The sequence below is a fragment of the Nitrospirota bacterium genome, assembly GCA_023229435.1.
Taxonomy (GTDB): domain Bacteria; phylum Nitrospirota; class UBA9217; order UBA9217; family UBA9217; genus JALNZF01.
This window is the reverse complement of record JALNZF010000018.1, coordinates 48,790-65,114: the sequence shown is the minus strand read 5'-3', so window position 1 is coordinate 65,114 and position 16,325 is coordinate 48,790. Positions and strand designations below refer to the sequence as shown.

Here is a 16,325-nt window from a genome sequence, read left to right as displayed (position 1 = left end):
CCTGCTGCAGGAAAGAACAGTCTGGATTCCGCCTGCGAATCATCCTTGGAGAAAGTATCTGAAACTAAAACGAAGAAACCAGGAACAGCCAATCACTGTTCCCTAAAACCGGACATTTCTATTTTGGCTTGACAAAAAGGATTTTTTTCTTGACACCAAACAGCCCTTTGTGTTACAAGATGGTTCCGGTTTTAACCAAATAAAGGAGGTAAGAAGTGGCAATTCATAAATCAGTGATCAAAAGGCAGCGACAAGCCGACAAGCAGCAGCTCATCAACAACTCCGCGAAATCCAAGCTCAAAACTTTGTCAAAGAAGGTGGAGCAGGCCATTGAGGCCAAGAACGCCGAGGTAGCCAAAGTGGCCATGGTGAATGCCATGAAAGCCTATGACAAGGCCGCGTCAAAGGGAATCCTGCACAAGAGCACCGCTTCCCGGAAGATCTCACGCCTGTCGACCAAGGTGGGCAAGATCACGGCTGCGTAGCCAAAATCAGCAGTTGAGAAGATAAGAAGATAGGAAGTTGAGAATATGCTTGGCTTCCTATCGCTTACCCTCTTACCTTCATACCTTCGGCTTTACCCCTATCCCCCGCACACTCTCAGGATCATCCGCTCCAGGACCAGTCTTCCGTTCAAACCGCTCGACTTGAGCGCTTTATCCGTTGACAGCATGACCGCAAAGACCTCGCGCAGTTCATCCAGGGTATAGCTCGTCACCTGTGATTTGAACAAGTCGACCTGATGAAAGATCACGGGAGGTCTAAGTTTTTTCATTGCATCATTAAACGCCATACCTGCGGCCTCCAGAGCCTTTACCTGCATGAGCCTGCGGAAGTTCCAGGCGATCGAGCCAAGCAGGCCAACCGGCGCTTCGCCCTCCTGGATCAGCCGCGAAAGGATGAGGAAGGCCTTTTCCCGGTTTTTCTGCCCAAGCGCGGCCGCGAGGTCGAAGGAGGAATACTCCCGGAAGTCCCCGACCACGGTCTTGACGTCATCAACGGTAACGGTCTTCTTCTCCTTTAAGGAGATAAGGACCTTCTCGAGTTCGTTGCCGATCTTCTGGAGGTCGTTCCCGAGGGTCTGCCACAGGAATTGGGCCGCGTCGCGCCGTATGGACAGACCCCGCGCCCTTGCCCACTCCTCGATCCAGGCAACGATCTCACGGTCTAACAAGGCATAGAACCGTGTCACCGCGCCGTGGGCCTCCACCGCGGAGGTGACGGCCTTTTTTTCATACCGCGGCTGGTTCGAGAGCATGAGCAGGCAGGTGCTGGGGGAAGGGTCGTTGAGATAGGGAATCAGCTCTTCAAGGTCAGCTGCCTTGAAGACATCGATCTCTTTCGCGATCACGAGCCGCTTTTCGGACATGAAGGGAAGCGTCTGGCAAAGGTTCACCAGCTCGGAGGATGACGTGTCCTTGCAGTAAAGAGTATTGAAGTTGAAGTCCCTGGCCCCCGGATCAACGACCTTATTGATGACCAGATCGATTGCCTCCTGGATCAGGAATTCCTCTTCGCCGAAGAACAGGTAGAGGGGGAGGATCTTCCCTCGCTTGAGGCTGGATATGAGGTCCTGATATTTAAGCATATGCCTTTATACACATTCAATGTCAAAGTTAATAATCCAAATATCAAACCAATTTCAAATGAGCGAATGCCAAATGGTTTTTTTGATATTTTGAGTTTGTTTGAACTTTGAACCTTGAACGTTTCGTCAAAACCCATCCAGCAACCGGCTCCGAATCGTCGACGCCACGTCCCGGCTTGCATTCTTAAGGGCCGCTTCTTTTGCGATCTTCGTGGCGGTGATGTCGCCGATCGATACGCCATAGCCCGCGTTGAAGACCGAACCAACACCCGTTTCCTGCCAGATACTCTTATGGGTCTTTACTTCCTCTACCGTTACATTCACTCCAATACTGACCGTATAGGACTGAATATAATTATCAGTCGAATAGGCGGACGGGGTAATCTCGAATTTCGTCACCTTCCCCTTGAGCACCAGATCGGCTGTATCCGCGTCCACTACCTTCAGCCGGCCATCGGCAAGGAACTCATCCACCACAGCCTTGGTCACCTCGACATCCACATAGGGCTCCGCGGTGTTGTTGATGAACGCCGGAACGGCGATGGTCCTGGCATCTTCGGGCACGATCCCTCCCATTGAAGCGAACCGGTATCCGCAGGAGGAGAGCAGCATCGACAAGGCGACCAGGACCAACACGATTGACGATGGACGATCGCCATTTAACCCGATGGACGATGGACGACCGCTCGCAGCGCTCGCTAGGACGACGGACGCTTTCTTCCTACATCCGTCTTCCCTCGTCTCTCGTCCCTCGTCCGTCATCCCTCGTCTCTCGTCCCTCGTCTCTCGTCTCCCGTCCCTCATCATCCCCCCTCGTCCCTCATGGCACTTCACACCACCACATTCACCAGCTTGCCTTGCACCACAATTACCTTTTGGGGAGATTTGCCGGCAATGAACTCCCGGACCTTGGAGTCAGCAAGCGCCGCTGCTTCGATGTCCTTATCAGAAGTACCGGCGGGAAGCGTAAGCTTACCCCTGACCTTGCCATTCACCTGCACCACGACCGTAATTTCCGTGGCCACGATTGCCTGGGGATCATACTGCGGCCAGGGTGCGTTCGCGATGCTCTCTTTACCGCCGAGCGCTTCCCAGAGTTCTTCGGCAAAGTGCGGGGCAAAGGGCGATATAAGCAGCACGAGCGTGTCGATCGCCAGGCGAAGCACGGGAGCCTGCCTGTTCCGGCTGAAGTTGCCGCCCGACGTATACTCATACATCTCGTTCACCATCTCCATGAGCGCCGCGATGGCGGTATTGAAATGGAATTCGCGCTCAATGTCCTCGGTCACTTTTTTGATGGTCAGATGGGTCTTCCGGTAAAGTGGATCTCCCCTCGCCTCAACCCCGGCGGGCCTCACCTCTCTCACCGCCGTAAAATTCTTGTACACGATCGCCCAGACCCGGTGCAGGAAACGGTACGCCCCCTCCACGCCCTGATCGCTCCATTCAAGGTCGCGCTCAGGCGGCGCGGCAAAAAGCGAGAAGAGCCGGGCCGTGTCGGCGCCGTACTTTGTGAGGATGAAATCCGGGTCCACCACGTTGCCTTTGGACTTGCTCATCTTGGCGCCGTCCTTGATCACCATGCCCTGGGTCAGGAGGTTCGTGAACGGCTCGTCTCCGTCAAAGAGGCCGAGGTCTCGGATCACCTTGGTGAAAAACCGCGCATAGAGCAGGTGAAGTACTGCGTGTTCGATGCCTCCGATATACTGGTCAACGCTCATCCAGTACCCGGCGGCCTTTTTGCTGAAGGGCGCCCTGTCCTCCTTCGGCGAGCAGTAGCGCAGAAAATACCAGGACGAGTCCACGAACGTGTCCATGGTGTCCGTCTCGCGACGGGCCGCTCCTCCGCACGTCGGGCACATGGTTTCCTGGAAGAATTTCGACTCCACGAGAGGCGAGAGCCCCTTGCCGGTGAATTCCACATCCATCGGCAGTTTGACCGGAAGCCGGTCAACAGGAACGGGGACCGTTCCGCACCGGCCGCAGTAGATGATCGGTATCGGCGTGCCCCAGTAACGCTGTCGTGAGATGCCCCAGTCACGGAGCCTCCAGTTCACGGTGCGCTTGCCGAGTTTGTTCGATTCTATATGGTCTGCGATCTTCTCTTTTGCAACGACGTTCGTGAACCCGTCGAAGATGTCCGAGTTCGCCATGATGCCGTCATCCGTATAGGCCTGCTTCATCGTGTCCGCGACAAGATCTTTTTCAAGGTCCTGGATCACGACGCGGACCGGCAAACCGTACTTTTTCGCGAACTCGAAGTCACGCTGGTCATGGGCGGGAACGGACATGATCGCGCCCGTGCCGTATTCCATGAGCACGAAGTTGCCGACCCAGATCGGCACTTTTTCGTTGTTCAAAGGATTGATCGCATAGGCGCCGGTAAAGACCCCCTCTTTTTCCTGTTTCTCGTCAGTGCGGCTGGCCTTATCTTCGCTCATCACACGCTGACAGAACACCCGTACCTCGTCGGCCTGTTTTTTCCCCTTGATGAGCAACTCCAGCTTGGGATGCTCGGGCGCAATGCTCATGAAGGTCACGCCGAAGAGCGTGTCCTGACGGGTTGTGAATATCGCAAGCTTCTCTCCCGTGCCTTCGACCGTGAAATCCACTTCCACGCCGGTGGACTTGCCGATCCAGTTCCGCTGCATCGTAAGCACGCGCTCGGGCCAGCCGGTCAGTTTATCAAGCGAGGACAAAAGCTCTTCGGCATAGGCCGTTATCTTAAAGAACCACTGCTCCAGTTCCTTGTGCGTCACCACCGTGCTGCAGCGCCAGCAAAGGCCGTCCTCCACCTGCTCGTTCGCGAGCACCGTATTGCACGACGGGCACCAGTTCACATACGAAAGCTTCCTGTAGGCAAGGCCGCGCTCGTACATCCTGATGAAGAACCACTGGTTCCAGCGGTAATAATCCTCGAGGCACGTGGCTATCTCCCGGTCCCAGTCGTAGGAAAGGCCAAGGCGTTTGAGTTGTTTGTCCCGCATGAATGCGATGTTCTCAATGGTCCATTTCTGGGGGTGGGTGCCGTGCTTGATGGCCGCATTCTCCGCGGGGAGGCCGAAGGAGTCCCATCCCATGGGGTGAAGGACATTGAATCCCCTCATCCGTTCATAGCGCGAGATCACATCGCCGATGGCGTAGTTCCTGACGTGCCCCATGTGGATCCTGCCGGATGGGTACGGGAACATCTCAAGGCAATAGTACTTGGGCTTCGAGGCGTCTTCCGTTACCGTGAAGGTTTTGTTCTCCTGCCAGGAGCGCTGCCAGCGTTCTTCGATTTTTTTACAATCGTACCGTTCTTCCAACAGATACTCCTTCGATATTTCAGCATACTGCCCGGACAGAGCGATCAACCACGAAACGTCCTTCTACTCTTTTGAACTTCCGACTTTCGGCGCCTTGACAAAGTTCTCAATGATGATCAGAGCCTTTGTATCACAGTTCAGGAACCTCACCCCATATCGGTTTCTCTTCGACGCGGTTGTTTCTACCCGTTCGACCATGCATGTCAGAGAGATCTCACTGTGGGCGATATTAAACGAGCACGTCAGCCGGTCGCCCTTTTGGAGCATACGATCTGTTTCCAGCAGCATCCCGGAGAGGCTGATGTTCTCGGACTTCGCAAAAAATGGGGTGTTCCCTTCCATGCCTTTTATGGAAGCGCGCAGCAAGACCCGCATGTCCTTTCGATGCGGTATGACTAGTTGCTCGGATGCCTGCCACAAAAGCATGCCGGGTTTCAGCGGCCTCCGGATGACGACATTGGCGCCCGCTTCCTTGCATTGAGACACGGAGTCTTCAGTCTCGTCACCGATGATAATGATCGATACATACTTCAACTCCGCATCGCTCCGTATCCTGGAGCAGAGCTTGGCTCCGCCCATCAGCGGCAAGGCGGCCTCGGTAATGATGAGGTCCGCTCTTTCGACACCGTGAAGATCGAGTATGTCCTCGGAAGACCCCGCGGGAAAGAACGTGATGTCGCTCCTTTTGAAGATCGTATTGCCTTCCTCGAGGTCATCCAGGAGGTCCCGAGCGATGATGATCTTTTTCATTCTATGGCGCACATGTAGAGCGAGAGCATATCAAGTTCATCCGCACGCCGCACTATTCCCGTATCCACCCCGGGTAGGCATCGGCCTTCCGCGCCTCATCGGGCAGTTCAACCTCAAGCTCATGATTTTTCCGGGCAAGGTCCTTCTCGAGTGATGATTTCTTTCGGTCGAGGTTCGTTCGGGCCTTCTTTTTGGTCCCACTTTTATTGGCGGCCAAATTCTTCGGCTTATCTTCATTTTCCTTTTCCTGTTTCAGAACAAGGTCGTACTTGTCCTGCAAGGCGTCCAGCTCTTTTCTGAGTTTCTGCGCCCGTTTGCGCCAGTGTTCCTCTCCCTTGCCATATTTGTCTTTGTGAACTTTCAGGGAGGTTGATGGTTTCCCGGCGGCAAAAGACTTCTCTCCCACGCTGACCCTGCTTTCATCCGGATTCACCGCCGTTGCAATGCTCTGATATTCCTTCGGCACCTGTTCCCGCTCATTCGTAAAGAATTCCTTTCCGTCCTTATCAACCCAGCGATAAAACTCGGCACGGGCAAGAGAAACGGACAAAAGAAGCATACATACTGTCAGGACAGCACCTTTTCGCATGGAGACCTCCTCTTGAGTGACTTAGAAAAATAACATAAATAACAGGGCTTCGCAAGGTTTTTTCTTGTGCTGCCGAGAACAAAAGTGTTATAGTGCAAACCTGCGTGCATAGCGCAAAGCGCGTAGAGTCTGATGTGCCTTTGCACGTAACTCCATGCGCTCTGCTCCACGCCCTCTGCTGAATGCGCGAACCCTATGCCTAAACCAATTGTCGCCATAGTCGGCCGTCCGAACGTCGGCAAATCCACCCTCTTTAACCGGATCATCGGCAGGAACTTCGCCGTCGTCGATGACATGCCCGGGGTGACGCGGGACCGAAACTACGCCCAAGCCGAGTGGATGAAGAAACACTTCCTTCTCGTGGACACCGGCGGGTTCGAGCCGGAGACCGAAGACGTCATGTACACGAGGATGCGCGAGCAAACCACACTCGCCGTGGAGGAGGCCGACTTCATCATCTTCTTGATGGACGGCAAAGAGGGACTGCTCCCGGCGGACATTGAGGTTTCGCACCGTCTCAGGGCCTCGGGCAAGCCCGTTCTCTATGCCTTGAACAAGGTTGACGGAGAGCGGCACGAAGGGCTCATCCCGGACTTTTACCGCCTCGGCATAGATACCCTTTATCCCATTTCGGCCCAGCACGGCCAGGGGTTTTCCGACCTCATGGACGCGCTTGGCAGTCTCCTGCCGGAAACACCTCAGGAATCTGAAGTAAAACAGGTTCTGGAAATTCCGAGGATCGCCATCATCGGACGGCCAAATGTCGGAAAATCGTCATTCGTAAATGCGCTCATGGGCGAAGACCGGATGATCGTGAGCCCCGTCGCCGGGACGACCAGGGATGCGGTGGACAGCATTTATACGTATTATGGGAAACAGTATATCCTCGTGGATACGGCGGGCATCCGGAGCCGCGGAAAGATCAGCCGCGGGGTGGAAAAATACAGCGTCATGCGCGCCATGAAGGGAATTGAACGGGCGGACGTGGCGCTCGTGTTGATCGACGCCTTCGAAGGCATCACCGAGCAGGATGAGCGGATTGTGGGACTTGCGCATGAGGCCGGCAAGGGGATCATCCTCGTCCTGAACAAGTGGGACCTGGTGACTGACAAGGAAGAGGGTTACAAGCGGTTCATCACGGATGTTCGGCAGCGGCTCAAATTCGCTGATTACGCCTCGGTGATCACCATCTCGGCAACCACCCGCCAGCGCATCACCAAGGTCTTTGAAGAGATCGACAAAGTGATGGTGGAGACCCAGCGACGCGTACCGACCGCCGAGTTGAACAAGGTCTTCTCGCAGCTCGTTGCACGGCACGAACCGCCGCTGTACCGTGCAAAACGCGTTAAATATTACTATGCCACACAAGTGGGGATCAAACCTCCGACATTCGTCGTGTTTGTCAACTACCCGGCGGGCGTCCATTTCTCATACCTGCGCTATATTGAGAACAACCTGCGCGAGGCGTTCAATTTCCACGGTACACCCGTGAGGATATTTGCAAAAAGCCGGCGAGAAGAGAAACCGCGGGGCAGAAGCAAAAACCTGAAAAAATAAGTTGACTTTCCCGATAAATACCGAGTATTATTATCAACAGAATAGGCAAATAAAGAGATTTATGGGTTTTTGTTAATTGTCGGCTGCAAAAACTACCTTTTTAGTTTGCAGTCTTTTTTTTGTTCAAACGAGTCAGCCACTGATCACTTAAGGAGGAACAGATGTCAAACGGTCAAGTAAAATGGTTTAATGATGCAAAGGGTTTTGGATTCATCACCACCGATGAGGGGAATGATGTTTTCGTCCACTTTTCGGCAATACAAGGAGACGGTTTCAGGTCTTTGGCGGAAGGTGATGCGGTCAGTTTCGATGTTGAAAAAGGCACCAAAGGTCTCCAGGCGGTCAATGTCGTAAAACAATAATGACCCTCGCTCTTTAGGGATCCATCATCGATCATTACAGCAGTTGTGAGATTCAACAAAAACACGGGAGGGCAACATGGCTAAGAAACTTTATGTCGGCAATTTGTCGTACACTATTACTGAAGAAGAACTCAAAAATGTTTTTACTCCCATCGGAGAGGTGCAGTCGTGTAAGATCATTACCGATGCCGGTACCGGTCGGTCAAAGGGATTCGGCTTCGTTGAGATGACGAACGATGACGATGCGGACAAGGCCATTTCGACCCTGAACGGAACAACCGTTATGGATCGTGCGCTGAATGTGAGCGAGGCACGGCCGCAGACTGAGCGTGCCGGGGGACGTGGAGGCAGGCCCGGTGGCGGCGGAAGGGGCGGCTTCGACCGTGGTGGTGGCTCCGGCGGACGGCGGAAGGAATATTAAATCTTGGAAATACGAGTTGACGATAAGAATATTGAGAAAGCGATCAGGCTTCTCAAACGGAAGATGCAAAATGATGGCCTTTTCAGGGAACTGAAAAACAGGCGTTTTTATGAAAAACCCTCAATAAAAAAGAAACGAAAACGGATTGAAGCGCAGAAGAGGAAGCAGAAGAGCCTGAGAAATAGCAGACAGAACAAAGCATAGCATCGATCACTTTCATTCGCGTTATTCCCGGAGATAAGGGTGTGCCTTCATACGCATTTTGAGGACCGTCCTCTCCGGGTTATTATTCCTTCCTGCTTTACATTCCCCTTTTGTACTCCATTGCAACATGAGTTATCGGCCAATCACAGCATTTTTCGTATTTGATTTTTATTTTACTATATTCATTGCCTTATAACGCCGCGACTCTCTCTTCCACCGCGCCTGTCTATGCATCAAAACTGTTGCGTCTTTTCGTGCATTGCATCTTCTTGCGGAGTTAAACCATTTTTCACTTGCCATTCATTTGCTGTATCGACGCCGTTTATTAAATGGAAGAACGCCTCTGATCCACCACATACACGCTTGAGGGAATCGTCTTGGCATAATCCTTAAGCTCAGCAGCAAGTTCCGATGTTTCAATGGAACTGCCTAATGCGCGATGCTCATTCGTTACAATGGCTATGGATATTGTCATGAGAGGGAACTTTAGTTCTACCCCCTGCCGGTTCTTGCCAAGGATAAACCCATTGGCCCGATCGGTCTGATCATAGAACTGAGGAACTCTCTTATCAAAAGACTGTATGATTTCGGAACACACATCCCTCATCTTTGCAGGAGTGGTGATCACAACAAAATCATCTCCTCCAATATGTCCGACAAAATCATTCTGCGTACCTTTAGACTGGACCGTGGTCTCTATGATCTTCGCCGTCTCTTTAATGACTACATTACCGTGTGCATAACCATAGTGATCATTAAAAGATTTGAAATTATCAATATCAAGCACGCAAAACGCAAGAGCGTTCCCTGATTCGATGCGCCGTTTCAAAACATTCTCGATTGCAATTCCTCCTGGCAGGCGGGTAAGCGGGCTTGCGTCCAGATACATCTCTTCGAGTTTTCCAAGCCGCTTCCCCATGGCAATAAAAGCCAGTGCCAGGCTCCCAATCTCATCTTGCGAGGTAATTTCCGGGTCATATTTAAAATTCCCTTCTGATATTTGAGTGGTCGCTTCTCTGAGTTTGTTGATCGATGACGAAATATGATGGGTTACTACCATACTGGACAGCATACCCAGCATGATGCTCAGGATACACAGTATAGCCGTCGTAATAAAAGCGGTTTTCCCGATCTCCTGGATCTTTGTCATCTTGACATCCTGCGACACCTTGGCTTCCGCGGACATCGTCCGCAGCACCTCCAGGAGTTTATCTAATGTTTTCTTAAGCTCACCGTTTGATATAGCCGTCGCCCCCTGGATCTCCCCCGCCCTGACGAGTTTCATCTCCTTTGCGAACAGATTGTTGTACTGTGAGTGCAGTTTATCGATCTGGATCAACGCCGGAAGAAACCGGGAATCAGGATGATTCTGTAATACCCCTATCATGTATATAAACTCATCGGAGCGTTTGCGAAAGAGATCGCGCATATCGTTGCCCTTGAGGATCAAGTAGCGCTTCTCATAGGTATCCTGGGCAAGCAGCGCTTCCTGCATCTTGTCAGCAGTTTCCTGCGCGGGGATATCACCTTTGATGATTTCACTGTTCAGGCTGTTCATCCGCTGAAGACTCAGGAGGGCATAGATGAGCACCACGGTAAAGACTGCGAGGGACATATATCCTAAAAGCATTTTGCGGGCAATGGTTAATTTCGAAAAAAACCTTCGATGGGTTAGAAATTCCAGGACGGTATGGATGAGACTCATATTCCTCTCGAGGCCGATGCAATAATGAGGCTGCAAATCATCAGTTGGTACCACTCATTTCTTTTTGAATAAAAAATAGCAGGGCGATTATTTCGCCCCGCTCAAAAAAGCTTACTATCCTAAAATATAACGATGTTAGTCAACATTCAAAATATTAGGGACAAGACGCAGGCGGACCAAATGTCTCCTTCGGACATCCTGTCACAGCTATGTCAGCACTAACCATATGTGATACTACTCCTGAAACAGCACTAATTGCCGCTGCCACATATGTGTAATCCTTCCCAGCTTCAGTTGTGCTTGTCGCGGCGCTTGATAACGGTAGGGGATATGTGGTCCAATATAACGTAACCGTTCCGCTATCATTCGTAGTACGTACTATTTGGTCACTGGTTATCTTAGTGGTGTAGCTATGATCAGTCCACCAGATGCCGTTTGTGGAAAAGACTATACATACATTATTCCTTTGATTACCGTTTATATCCGTTACTGTAAACACAGGATCCTGAACACATCCTTCTCCATTAGCTGCTAACCAACCCCCTGCATACACATAATCTTTCCAACCACAAATTCCTGTACTGGTAATTTTATCCGTCGCATTCGCCATAAATGATCCTGATGGGCATCCTGCACTTTCAGCCTCTTTCCTGCCACATCCCGTAATCAACAGGGTCAATGCCAGTAAACAAATCAATGTAAGTATCGGTGTATTTATTCTCATGCTTTTCATCAATGACCTCCGTACCTTCTCTTTCTAGATCACTTCCTGCCTTACCACTCTTGGCGTTATGAAAATGATCAATTCCCGCTTTTCCTCCCTCGTCGTCTTGCTTTTGAACAGCCACCCGATAAGGGGAAGATCGCCGAAGAACGGGACTTTGGTAATCGTCTGGCCGCGGTCCATGACGAGGATACCGCCAATGACAGCGGTCTCTCCATCTGCGAGAAGTATCTCGGTTGTGGCCTCGTTCTTCCGTATGGATGGCTGTCCCGAAGCACCCAGGAGCGAGGTATCTGGTGCATTTTTTGTCGCTTGAATTTTCATGAAGATCTTATTGTCCGGTGTCGCATGCGGAGTGACAATGAGTGAGAGTTTGGCGTCAATGAACTGTATCTGCGTCCCCGATGCCGATGTTGTTGAGAAGGGGATGGAAATCCCCTGCTCGATCTTGGCTTCCTTGTTGTCAAGCGCGCTGACCCGCGGGGTCGAGATGACTTTGCCTTCTCCTGTTGATTCGAGCGCGGAAAGGACAAGGTCAAGATTCAATGATTTACTGATGGAGCCGAACGTAAAGCCAATCGCTCCGCCGCCCGTGCCCGCTCCGGCAGGCGCCGGCATGTTGACAAAGTAGTTGCCCGACCCTGAAGGCGTTGCTCCCATGGTCGGACCGCCCGTGATTCCTACGGCATTCGGGAATGCAACACCAATTGGATTGCCGTGCGCAGCGTCGGACTTTTGCGAACCGCCCCATTGCACACCGAGGCTCCGGTTGAAATTCAAGGAGGCCTCTACAATCCTCGCCTCGATCATTATTTGAGCAATGGGCTTGTCCAGCAGCTTGATGAGAGACACGACCTCATCGACGTTCCGCGCGATATCCTTTATGATAAGGGTATTGGTTCTGGTATCCGTAACGGTTTCTCCGCGCGGAGAAAGCGATTTTTTTATCGTCGGCTCGATTTCCGCCGCCTTGGCATAATTGACGGGGATGATCCGCGTTATCAGGTCTTCCGCTTTCTTTTTCGCTTCCTTTGACCGCATTTCATCTTCAGCTTCTTTGGTAAGCGCGCCCACTGAGGCGATGCGAAGAATATTGTCCTCAAGCACGTATCCAAGGCCGTTCATCTTCAGAATAATATCCATGGCCTGGTCCCAGGGAATGTTGACCATGCGAACGGTAACTCTGCCTTTTACCTCGGGCGAAAGGATAATATTCAAATTGGCGACCTCGGCAAAAAGGCGCATGACATTGATCAGGTCCGCATCCTGAAGATCAAGAGAGATCTTCCTGCCGGAGAATTTACTGCCGCCCGCAAGCAACGTCCTGTCGGTGACCGCTAACCCCTGTTTCCCGGTCCCCACTTCTCTTTCTTCTTTGCTGACCGCAGGGGGCACAGCTGCTACGGCCTCCTGAGGTACAGCGACTTCTTTTTCAACTTCAACCGTTGAAACCTTTTCCTGTTCTTGCGCTGCAGCAGTCTCTTTCGGGAGTTTTTCTTCCGGTTTAGCCATGAGAATCGGCCCCAATACAACGATCAAGGTATTGCCTTCGGGGGTAACCGTGTACTCAAGCGGCTTTGTAAGGTCTAAAACCACGCGTACTTTATCTTCGTGCTGCGCAACGCGAACCCTGGCGAGCCCGCCCTTGCGTACGGGTACGACACTCGGCCTGACCTTGTTCTTTGTACCAGGGATATCGACAACCAGCCTGTTGTCTTTAAGCATAAACACCTTCGGCGACATCGTTCCGTCACCCAGAATGACCACCTTTGCGCCTTCTTTATCCGCCGAGGCCTGGATAGCGGACACAATCGTTGCCGTGCTAATTTGCTCTGGCTGAGGCGCTTGCTCCTGCTTGGGCTGTTCCAGCTGCGGTGCAGGCACAACTGTTTCAGGCGCCGCCTTTGCTTCCTCAACCGGCTTAGCCAGTTCTACCATAAGCTTGCCGTCTAATTGATATACCTTGGTGTCGACAGCCTGTGAAAGGGCTATCTCCAGGCGGGCAATCGTGTCCTTCTGGCTCGGTGTAATATCAACAATGGCTCCGCTGTTCACATCCATTTTTGTCGTAAACTTACTAATGTCTGCATCCGAAATATCTACTACCAGCCTGAGCGGTTCAGTTAGCTGGAAAGACGTATATTGCAATATCGGCCCTGTCCCCTCAATAACAATTTCGGTTTTCCCGTCCACATCACGGGGTTCGATTCTATTGAGAAGCACCGGATCCCCCTGCTTCTGCGCCGTCCCGGGCGCTTTTGAACCGCACCCGGTGAACAGCACGAGAGTGAGAGAGATGAAGCATATTAACCATGATACCTTCGGCGGTTGTGCGTACTTCATTGCATCCCCTCCTGTTTTTTCCGGAGCTCAATGACAATCTCTTTCCGATCCGTTTCGCCCGAAATGGTTTTGAATTTTTCTTCGATCACCATGACATCCTTTGTTATCTTTTTTATGATGCCCTTGTTCTGGCCAATAATCGTTCCCACGCGTACAAAATACCCCTTTCCTTCGGGACCCTCAAGCATTGCGTTATATCCAAAACCGCCCCAAACAACGCCAGTCAGTTTAAATTCATGGATGCTATACCGTTCTAATGGCGGACGATCTTCGGATTGTGCTTTCAGGTCTTCTCTAACGATAATCGGCGTGAAGGGATCGCGCCTCCCCACGGAGTTATAAGAATAGGCAACCTGGGGTTTTTCCACTGTTGTTGTAACCGTCCCCTGGGTAATCACCTGCTGTTTCGGTTTGACGGACGCGGGCGTTTTCGAGCCTGACGGCTTCCCCGAATCGGAACAGCCAGTGATTCCCGCTCCTCCAAACAGGAACAGGATCAATAGTAACCCCATGACCGTTTTTTTAGCGCGATGTTTTTTTAGTCGCTGCATCAACTTTTTTCTCCACTCCAACTTTCTTTTCTACTGCCGAGAACGTCATTGCCGTACAAGTGATGGTGACTTCAGGGTTGCCGTCATTGCTCATTTTCATACTGTCCATTTTTATATTGAGTATATTCACAATACGTGTCAACTTTCCCACCTGGTCGAAAAGCCATGCGGTATGATGATAGCCTCCCGTCAGAGTAATGGCAATGGGAATTTCTTCGTACAAGCCGCTCGCATGCATCTTACGTCCGGATGGCTTCCAGGATTTGAGCGCAAGACCCGATTGATTCACGAGATTCTGTATTTGCCTGAGCAGGTCGGAGACTTCAGACTCGGGAGGCAGTTGTTCGGTAAGGATTACCAGTCGTCCTTGCAGTGACTTCACCTCTGCCCTAAGGACGTCCAGTTTTTTTATCTTGTTATCGTTCTCGCGGATATTATCCTGCAATCCCGTAAGCGCGGTTTCAAGCTGCTTGATCTTGGTATTCATGGGGATTTGGAACTGGAAAATATAAGCGATCAAGAGTATCGCAATGAACGCGCCGAAACCGATCGCTCTCGTCCTGGTGGAAGTTTTCTGTATTTTATCGATAAAAGATGCCATCACAACCCTTTATAGACAAACTGGAGTTTATATCGGTAAATATCGATTTTATCCTTAGTTGCCTGACTTGTTTCAAGTAACATGACATCCTTCAACAGTGGAGACGCCTTCAAGTTATCGATGAATCGCACCACCTCATCGTTGGTAAAAGCTTCCCCCTCGATGTTGACGCTGTTGTTGTTTTCCGAAAGCGATGATAGGTTGACCCCCTTGGGAAGCGCGGTGCTTACCGCATCGAGAAGAAGGACCGGTCCTGCCTGGTTCTTTTTCAGTTTTTCGATAATTTCAATTTTCTCGGAGACATTTTTTCGTTCTTCTTCGACGTTCTTCACTTCTTTGAGCATATTGTTCTGATCGGCAATCTGCTTTTCCGCGACCGCCTTTTCCTTCTCAAGCGCGGCAATGCGGTCGTTTTGCGTCTTCCAATAATATCCCAAGGCCATCAGAACCAGAATAAGGACGAGGACCGCAAGGATTACTTGCTGCTGAAGGTCGATAACCTTCTTGGGAGGCTTCTTTTTAGTAGGCAGAAGATTTATTTTGATCATCTGTCGCCCGGCCTCCTGATCGCAAGCCCCACCGCCACCGCACACAGGGGTGATGACTCCGCTATCACCTTGGATTCAAATTGCTTCGGGTCGATCTTGATCTTTTTAAACGGATCAACTACCTCTACCGGTATCTCAAGCCGTTCAGAAAGCACCGTGGTAAAATTTCCTATTCGTGCGCACCCGCCGGAAACCAGCACGCGCGACACCTTGTCACTGCCGGTCGTGGAACGGAAAAATTCGAAGGACCGCTGCGTCTCGGCTACTATATCGTCCGTTACCGAGGACATCACCCCGGAGATCTGCTCCTTATCGGCACCTTCCACGTCTTCGCCCCTCTTCACCTTTTCCGCATCTTCATAGGTAAGACCGAAATCCCGCTGGAGCGCCTCGGTATAACGGTTGCCGCCTACCGTAATATCACGGGTAAAGATCGATATCCCGTCCTTCAGGATATTGATATTCATAACCGAGGCCCCGATATTGAGAAGAGCCGTGGTTCCTTCTTCAATTGCATAGTTGAGCTCGAACATGTTCGCCAGCGCGAAAGCGTCGACATCCATGACCACCGGCTCCAGCCCCGCCTCTTTGACAAGGTTGACATAATCGTTTATCTTATCCTTTTTTACCGCCACCAGCAGAACATCTGCCTGCCCTTCGGCAGCTCCAGCCCCAAGCTTTTGAAAATCAACATTCACGTCATCAATGGAAAAGGGAATGTACTGCTCGGCCTCCCATTTGATGGATTCAGCCAGCTCTTCATCGGTCATATCGGCAACAGAGACGCGCTTTATGATGACCGAACTGCCGGAGACCGATATCACGACCTCCTTGGTTTTTACCTTCTGGGAAGCGAGAAGCTCCTTGATGGCCTCAACCACGCGGCCGGCATCCATCACCGCGCCCTCCACAATTACCTCGGGCGGCAACGGCACCATGCCGAATTTTATCAACTGATAGTTTTTATTCGAACCCTTCAACTGGACAAGTTTAATAAAGGTTGACCCTATGTCCAATGCGATCGGCTCAATTTTTTTTGAAAAAAGCATTATCGCTCCACAAACAGACGATACG

17 protein-coding genes are annotated in these 16,325 nt (G+C 51.4%); 5 read left to right on the top strand and 12 right to left on the bottom strand.

Features of this window, described 5'->3' with window-relative positions:
• Positions 1-215: 215 nt before the first annotated feature.
• Positions 216-485: a 30S ribosomal protein S20 gene (gene rpsT, locus M0R70_11935; protein ID MCK9420077.1), complete on the top strand. Its 270-nt coding sequence runs from the start codon at positions 216-218 to the stop codon at positions 483-485.
• Positions 486-583: 98 nt separating this feature from the next.
• Here the strand turns inward: rpsT and holA are convergent, their stop codons facing one another.
• The 5 genes from holA to M0R70_11910 form a co-directional block, all read right to left on the bottom strand.
• A complete protein-coding gene (holA, locus tag M0R70_11930) occupies positions 584-1,588 on the bottom strand; it encodes a DNA polymerase III subunit delta (GenBank protein MCK9420076.1) in 1,005 nt (334 codons plus the stop codon).
• 126 nt (positions 1,589-1,714) lie between these two features.
• Positions 1,715-2,395 carry an LPS assembly lipoprotein LptE gene (lptE, locus tag M0R70_11925; protein MCK9420075.1) on the bottom strand — a complete coding sequence of 227 codons (681 nt, stop codon included), beginning with the start codon at positions 2,393-2,395 and terminating at the stop codon, positions 1,715-1,717.
• Positions 2,396-2,418: 23 nt separating this feature from the next.
• Positions 2,419-4,896 carry a leucine--tRNA ligase gene (gene leuS, locus M0R70_11920; protein ID MCK9420074.1) on the bottom strand — a complete coding sequence of 826 codons (2,478 nt, stop codon included), beginning with the start codon at positions 4,894-4,896 and terminating at the stop codon, positions 2,419-2,421.
• A 63-nt stretch (positions 4,897-4,959) separates the two neighbouring features.
• Positions 4,960-5,646 carry a PilZ domain-containing protein gene (locus tag M0R70_11915; protein ID MCK9420073.1) on the bottom strand — a complete coding sequence of 229 codons (687 nt, stop codon included), beginning with the start codon at positions 5,644-5,646 and terminating at the stop codon, positions 4,960-4,962.
• Between the two features lie 52 nt (positions 5,647-5,698).
• Positions 5,699-6,235, bottom strand: a complete 537-nt coding sequence (locus M0R70_11910; protein MCK9420072.1) for a DUF4124 domain-containing protein — start codon at positions 6,233-6,235, stop codon at positions 5,699-5,701.
• A gap of 195 nt (positions 6,236-6,430) precedes the next feature.
• Here M0R70_11910 and der point away from each other — a divergent pair, with 195 nt between their 5' ends.
• The 4 genes from der (at position 6,431) to rpsU (ending at position 8,779) form a co-directional block, all read left to right on the top strand.
• The gene (gene der / locus M0R70_11905) at positions 6,431-7,792 is read left to right on the top strand and encodes a ribosome biogenesis GTPase Der (GenBank protein MCK9420071.1); all 1,362 of its coding nucleotides are present in this window, start codon (positions 6,431-6,433) and stop codon (positions 7,790-7,792) included.
• Positions 7,793-7,953: 161 nt separating this feature from the next.
• The gene (locus tag M0R70_11900; protein MCK9420070.1) at positions 7,954-8,154 is read left to right on the top strand and encodes a cold-shock protein; all 201 of its coding nucleotides are present in this window, start codon (positions 7,954-7,956) and stop codon (positions 8,152-8,154) included.
• A gap of 76 nt (positions 8,155-8,230) precedes the next feature.
• Entirely contained in the window at positions 8,231-8,575 is a 345-nt protein-coding gene (locus tag M0R70_11895) for an RNA-binding protein (GenBank protein ID MCK9420069.1), read from the top strand.
• A gap of 3 nt (positions 8,576-8,578) precedes the next feature.
• Positions 8,579-8,779, top strand: a complete 201-nt coding sequence (gene rpsU, locus M0R70_11890; GenBank protein ID MCK9420068.1) for a 30S ribosomal protein S21 — start codon at positions 8,579-8,581, stop codon at positions 8,777-8,779.
• Between the two features lie 325 nt (positions 8,780-9,104).
• Here rpsU and M0R70_11885 read toward each other — a convergent pair whose 3' ends face one another.
• The 7 genes from M0R70_11885 to M0R70_11855 all read right to left on the bottom strand — a co-directional run bounded on the left by M0R70_11885 (position 9,105) and on the right by M0R70_11855 (position 16,300).
• The gene (locus M0R70_11885) at positions 9,105-10,394 is read right to left on the bottom strand and encodes a diguanylate cyclase (protein MCK9420067.1); all 1,290 of its coding nucleotides are present in this window, start codon (positions 10,392-10,394) and stop codon (positions 9,105-9,107) included.
• A gap of 244 nt (positions 10,395-10,638) precedes the next feature.
• A complete protein-coding gene (locus tag M0R70_11880) occupies positions 10,639-11,217 on the bottom strand; it encodes a hypothetical protein (GenBank protein MCK9420066.1) in 579 nt (192 codons plus the stop codon).
• Between the two features lie 24 nt (positions 11,218-11,241).
• Positions 11,242-13,551, bottom strand: a complete 2,310-nt coding sequence (pilQ, locus tag M0R70_11875; GenBank protein MCK9420065.1) for a type IV pilus secretin PilQ — start codon at positions 13,549-13,551, stop codon at positions 11,242-11,244.
• Positions 13,548-14,102: a pilus assembly protein PilP gene (locus tag M0R70_11870; protein MCK9420064.1), complete on the bottom strand. Its 555-nt coding sequence runs from the start codon at positions 14,100-14,102 to the stop codon at positions 13,548-13,550. Before M0R70_11870 ends, pilQ begins: the two co-directional genes overlap by 4 nt.
• Positions 14,074-14,703 (bottom strand): type 4a pilus biogenesis protein PilO, encoded by a 630-nt coding sequence (locus tag M0R70_11865; protein MCK9420063.1) that lies wholly within the window; start codon positions 14,701-14,703, stop codon positions 14,074-14,076. Before M0R70_11865 ends, M0R70_11870 begins: the two co-directional genes overlap by 29 nt.
• Complete coding sequence (locus tag M0R70_11860; protein ID MCK9420062.1) at positions 14,703-15,251, bottom strand: PilN domain-containing protein; 549 nt, start codon at positions 15,249-15,251, stop codon at positions 14,703-14,705. The genes M0R70_11865 and M0R70_11860 overlap by 1 nt, the downstream gene beginning before the upstream one ends.
• Positions 15,248-16,300, bottom strand: a complete 1,053-nt coding sequence (locus M0R70_11855) for a pilus assembly protein PilM (protein ID MCK9420061.1) — start codon at positions 16,298-16,300, stop codon at positions 15,248-15,250. Before M0R70_11855 ends, M0R70_11860 begins: the two co-directional genes overlap by 4 nt.
• Positions 16,301-16,325: the final 25 nt, after the last annotated feature.

Bases quoted from the DNA above. Each gene is read 5' to 3' on its own strand.
- M0R70_11855 (MCK9420061.1), bottom strand. From the start codon at position 16,300: ATGCTTTTTTCAAAAAAAATTGAGCCGATCGCATTGGACATAGGGTCA.
- M0R70_11880 (MCK9420066.1), bottom strand. From the start codon at position 11,217: ATGAAAAGCATGAGAATAAATACACCGATACTTACATTGATTTGTTTA.
- M0R70_11895 (MCK9420069.1), top strand. From the start codon at position 8,231: ATGGCTAAGAAACTTTATGTCGGCAATTTGTCGTACACTATTACTGAA.
- M0R70_11910 (MCK9420072.1), bottom strand. From the start codon at position 6,235: ATGCGAAAAGGTGCTGTCCTGACAGTATGTATGCTTCTTTTGTCCGTT.
- holA (MCK9420076.1), bottom strand. From the start codon at position 1,588: ATGCTTAAATATCAGGACCTCATATCCAGCCTCAAGCGAGGGAAGATC.
- M0R70_11915 (MCK9420073.1), bottom strand. From the start codon at position 5,646: ATGAAAAAGATCATCATCGCTCGGGACCTCCTGGATGACCTCGAGGAA.
- M0R70_11865 (MCK9420063.1), bottom strand. From the start codon at position 14,703: ATGGCATCTTTTATCGATAAAATACAGAAAACTTCCACCAGGACGAGA.
- M0R70_11885 (MCK9420067.1), bottom strand. From the start codon at position 10,394: ATGTCCCTCGCAGTCTTTACCGTGGTGCTCATCTATGCCCTCCTGAGT.
- der (MCK9420071.1), top strand. From the start codon at position 6,431: ATGCCTAAACCAATTGTCGCCATAGTCGGCCGTCCGAACGTCGGCAAA.
- lptE (MCK9420075.1), bottom strand. From the start codon at position 2,395: ATGATGAGGGACGGGAGACGAGAGACGAGGGACGAGAGACGAGGGATG.
- pilQ (MCK9420065.1), bottom strand. From the start codon at position 13,551: ATGAAGTACGCACAACCGCCGAAGGTATCATGGTTAATATGCTTCATC.
- M0R70_11900 (MCK9420070.1), top strand. From the start codon at position 7,954: ATGTCAAACGGTCAAGTAAAATGGTTTAATGATGCAAAGGGTTTTGGA.
- M0R70_11870 (MCK9420064.1), bottom strand. From the start codon at position 14,102: ATGCAGCGACTAAAAAAACATCGCGCTAAAAAAACGGTCATGGGGTTA.
- M0R70_11860 (MCK9420062.1), bottom strand. From the start codon at position 15,251: ATGATCAAAATAAATCTTCTGCCTACTAAAAAGAAGCCTCCCAAGAAG.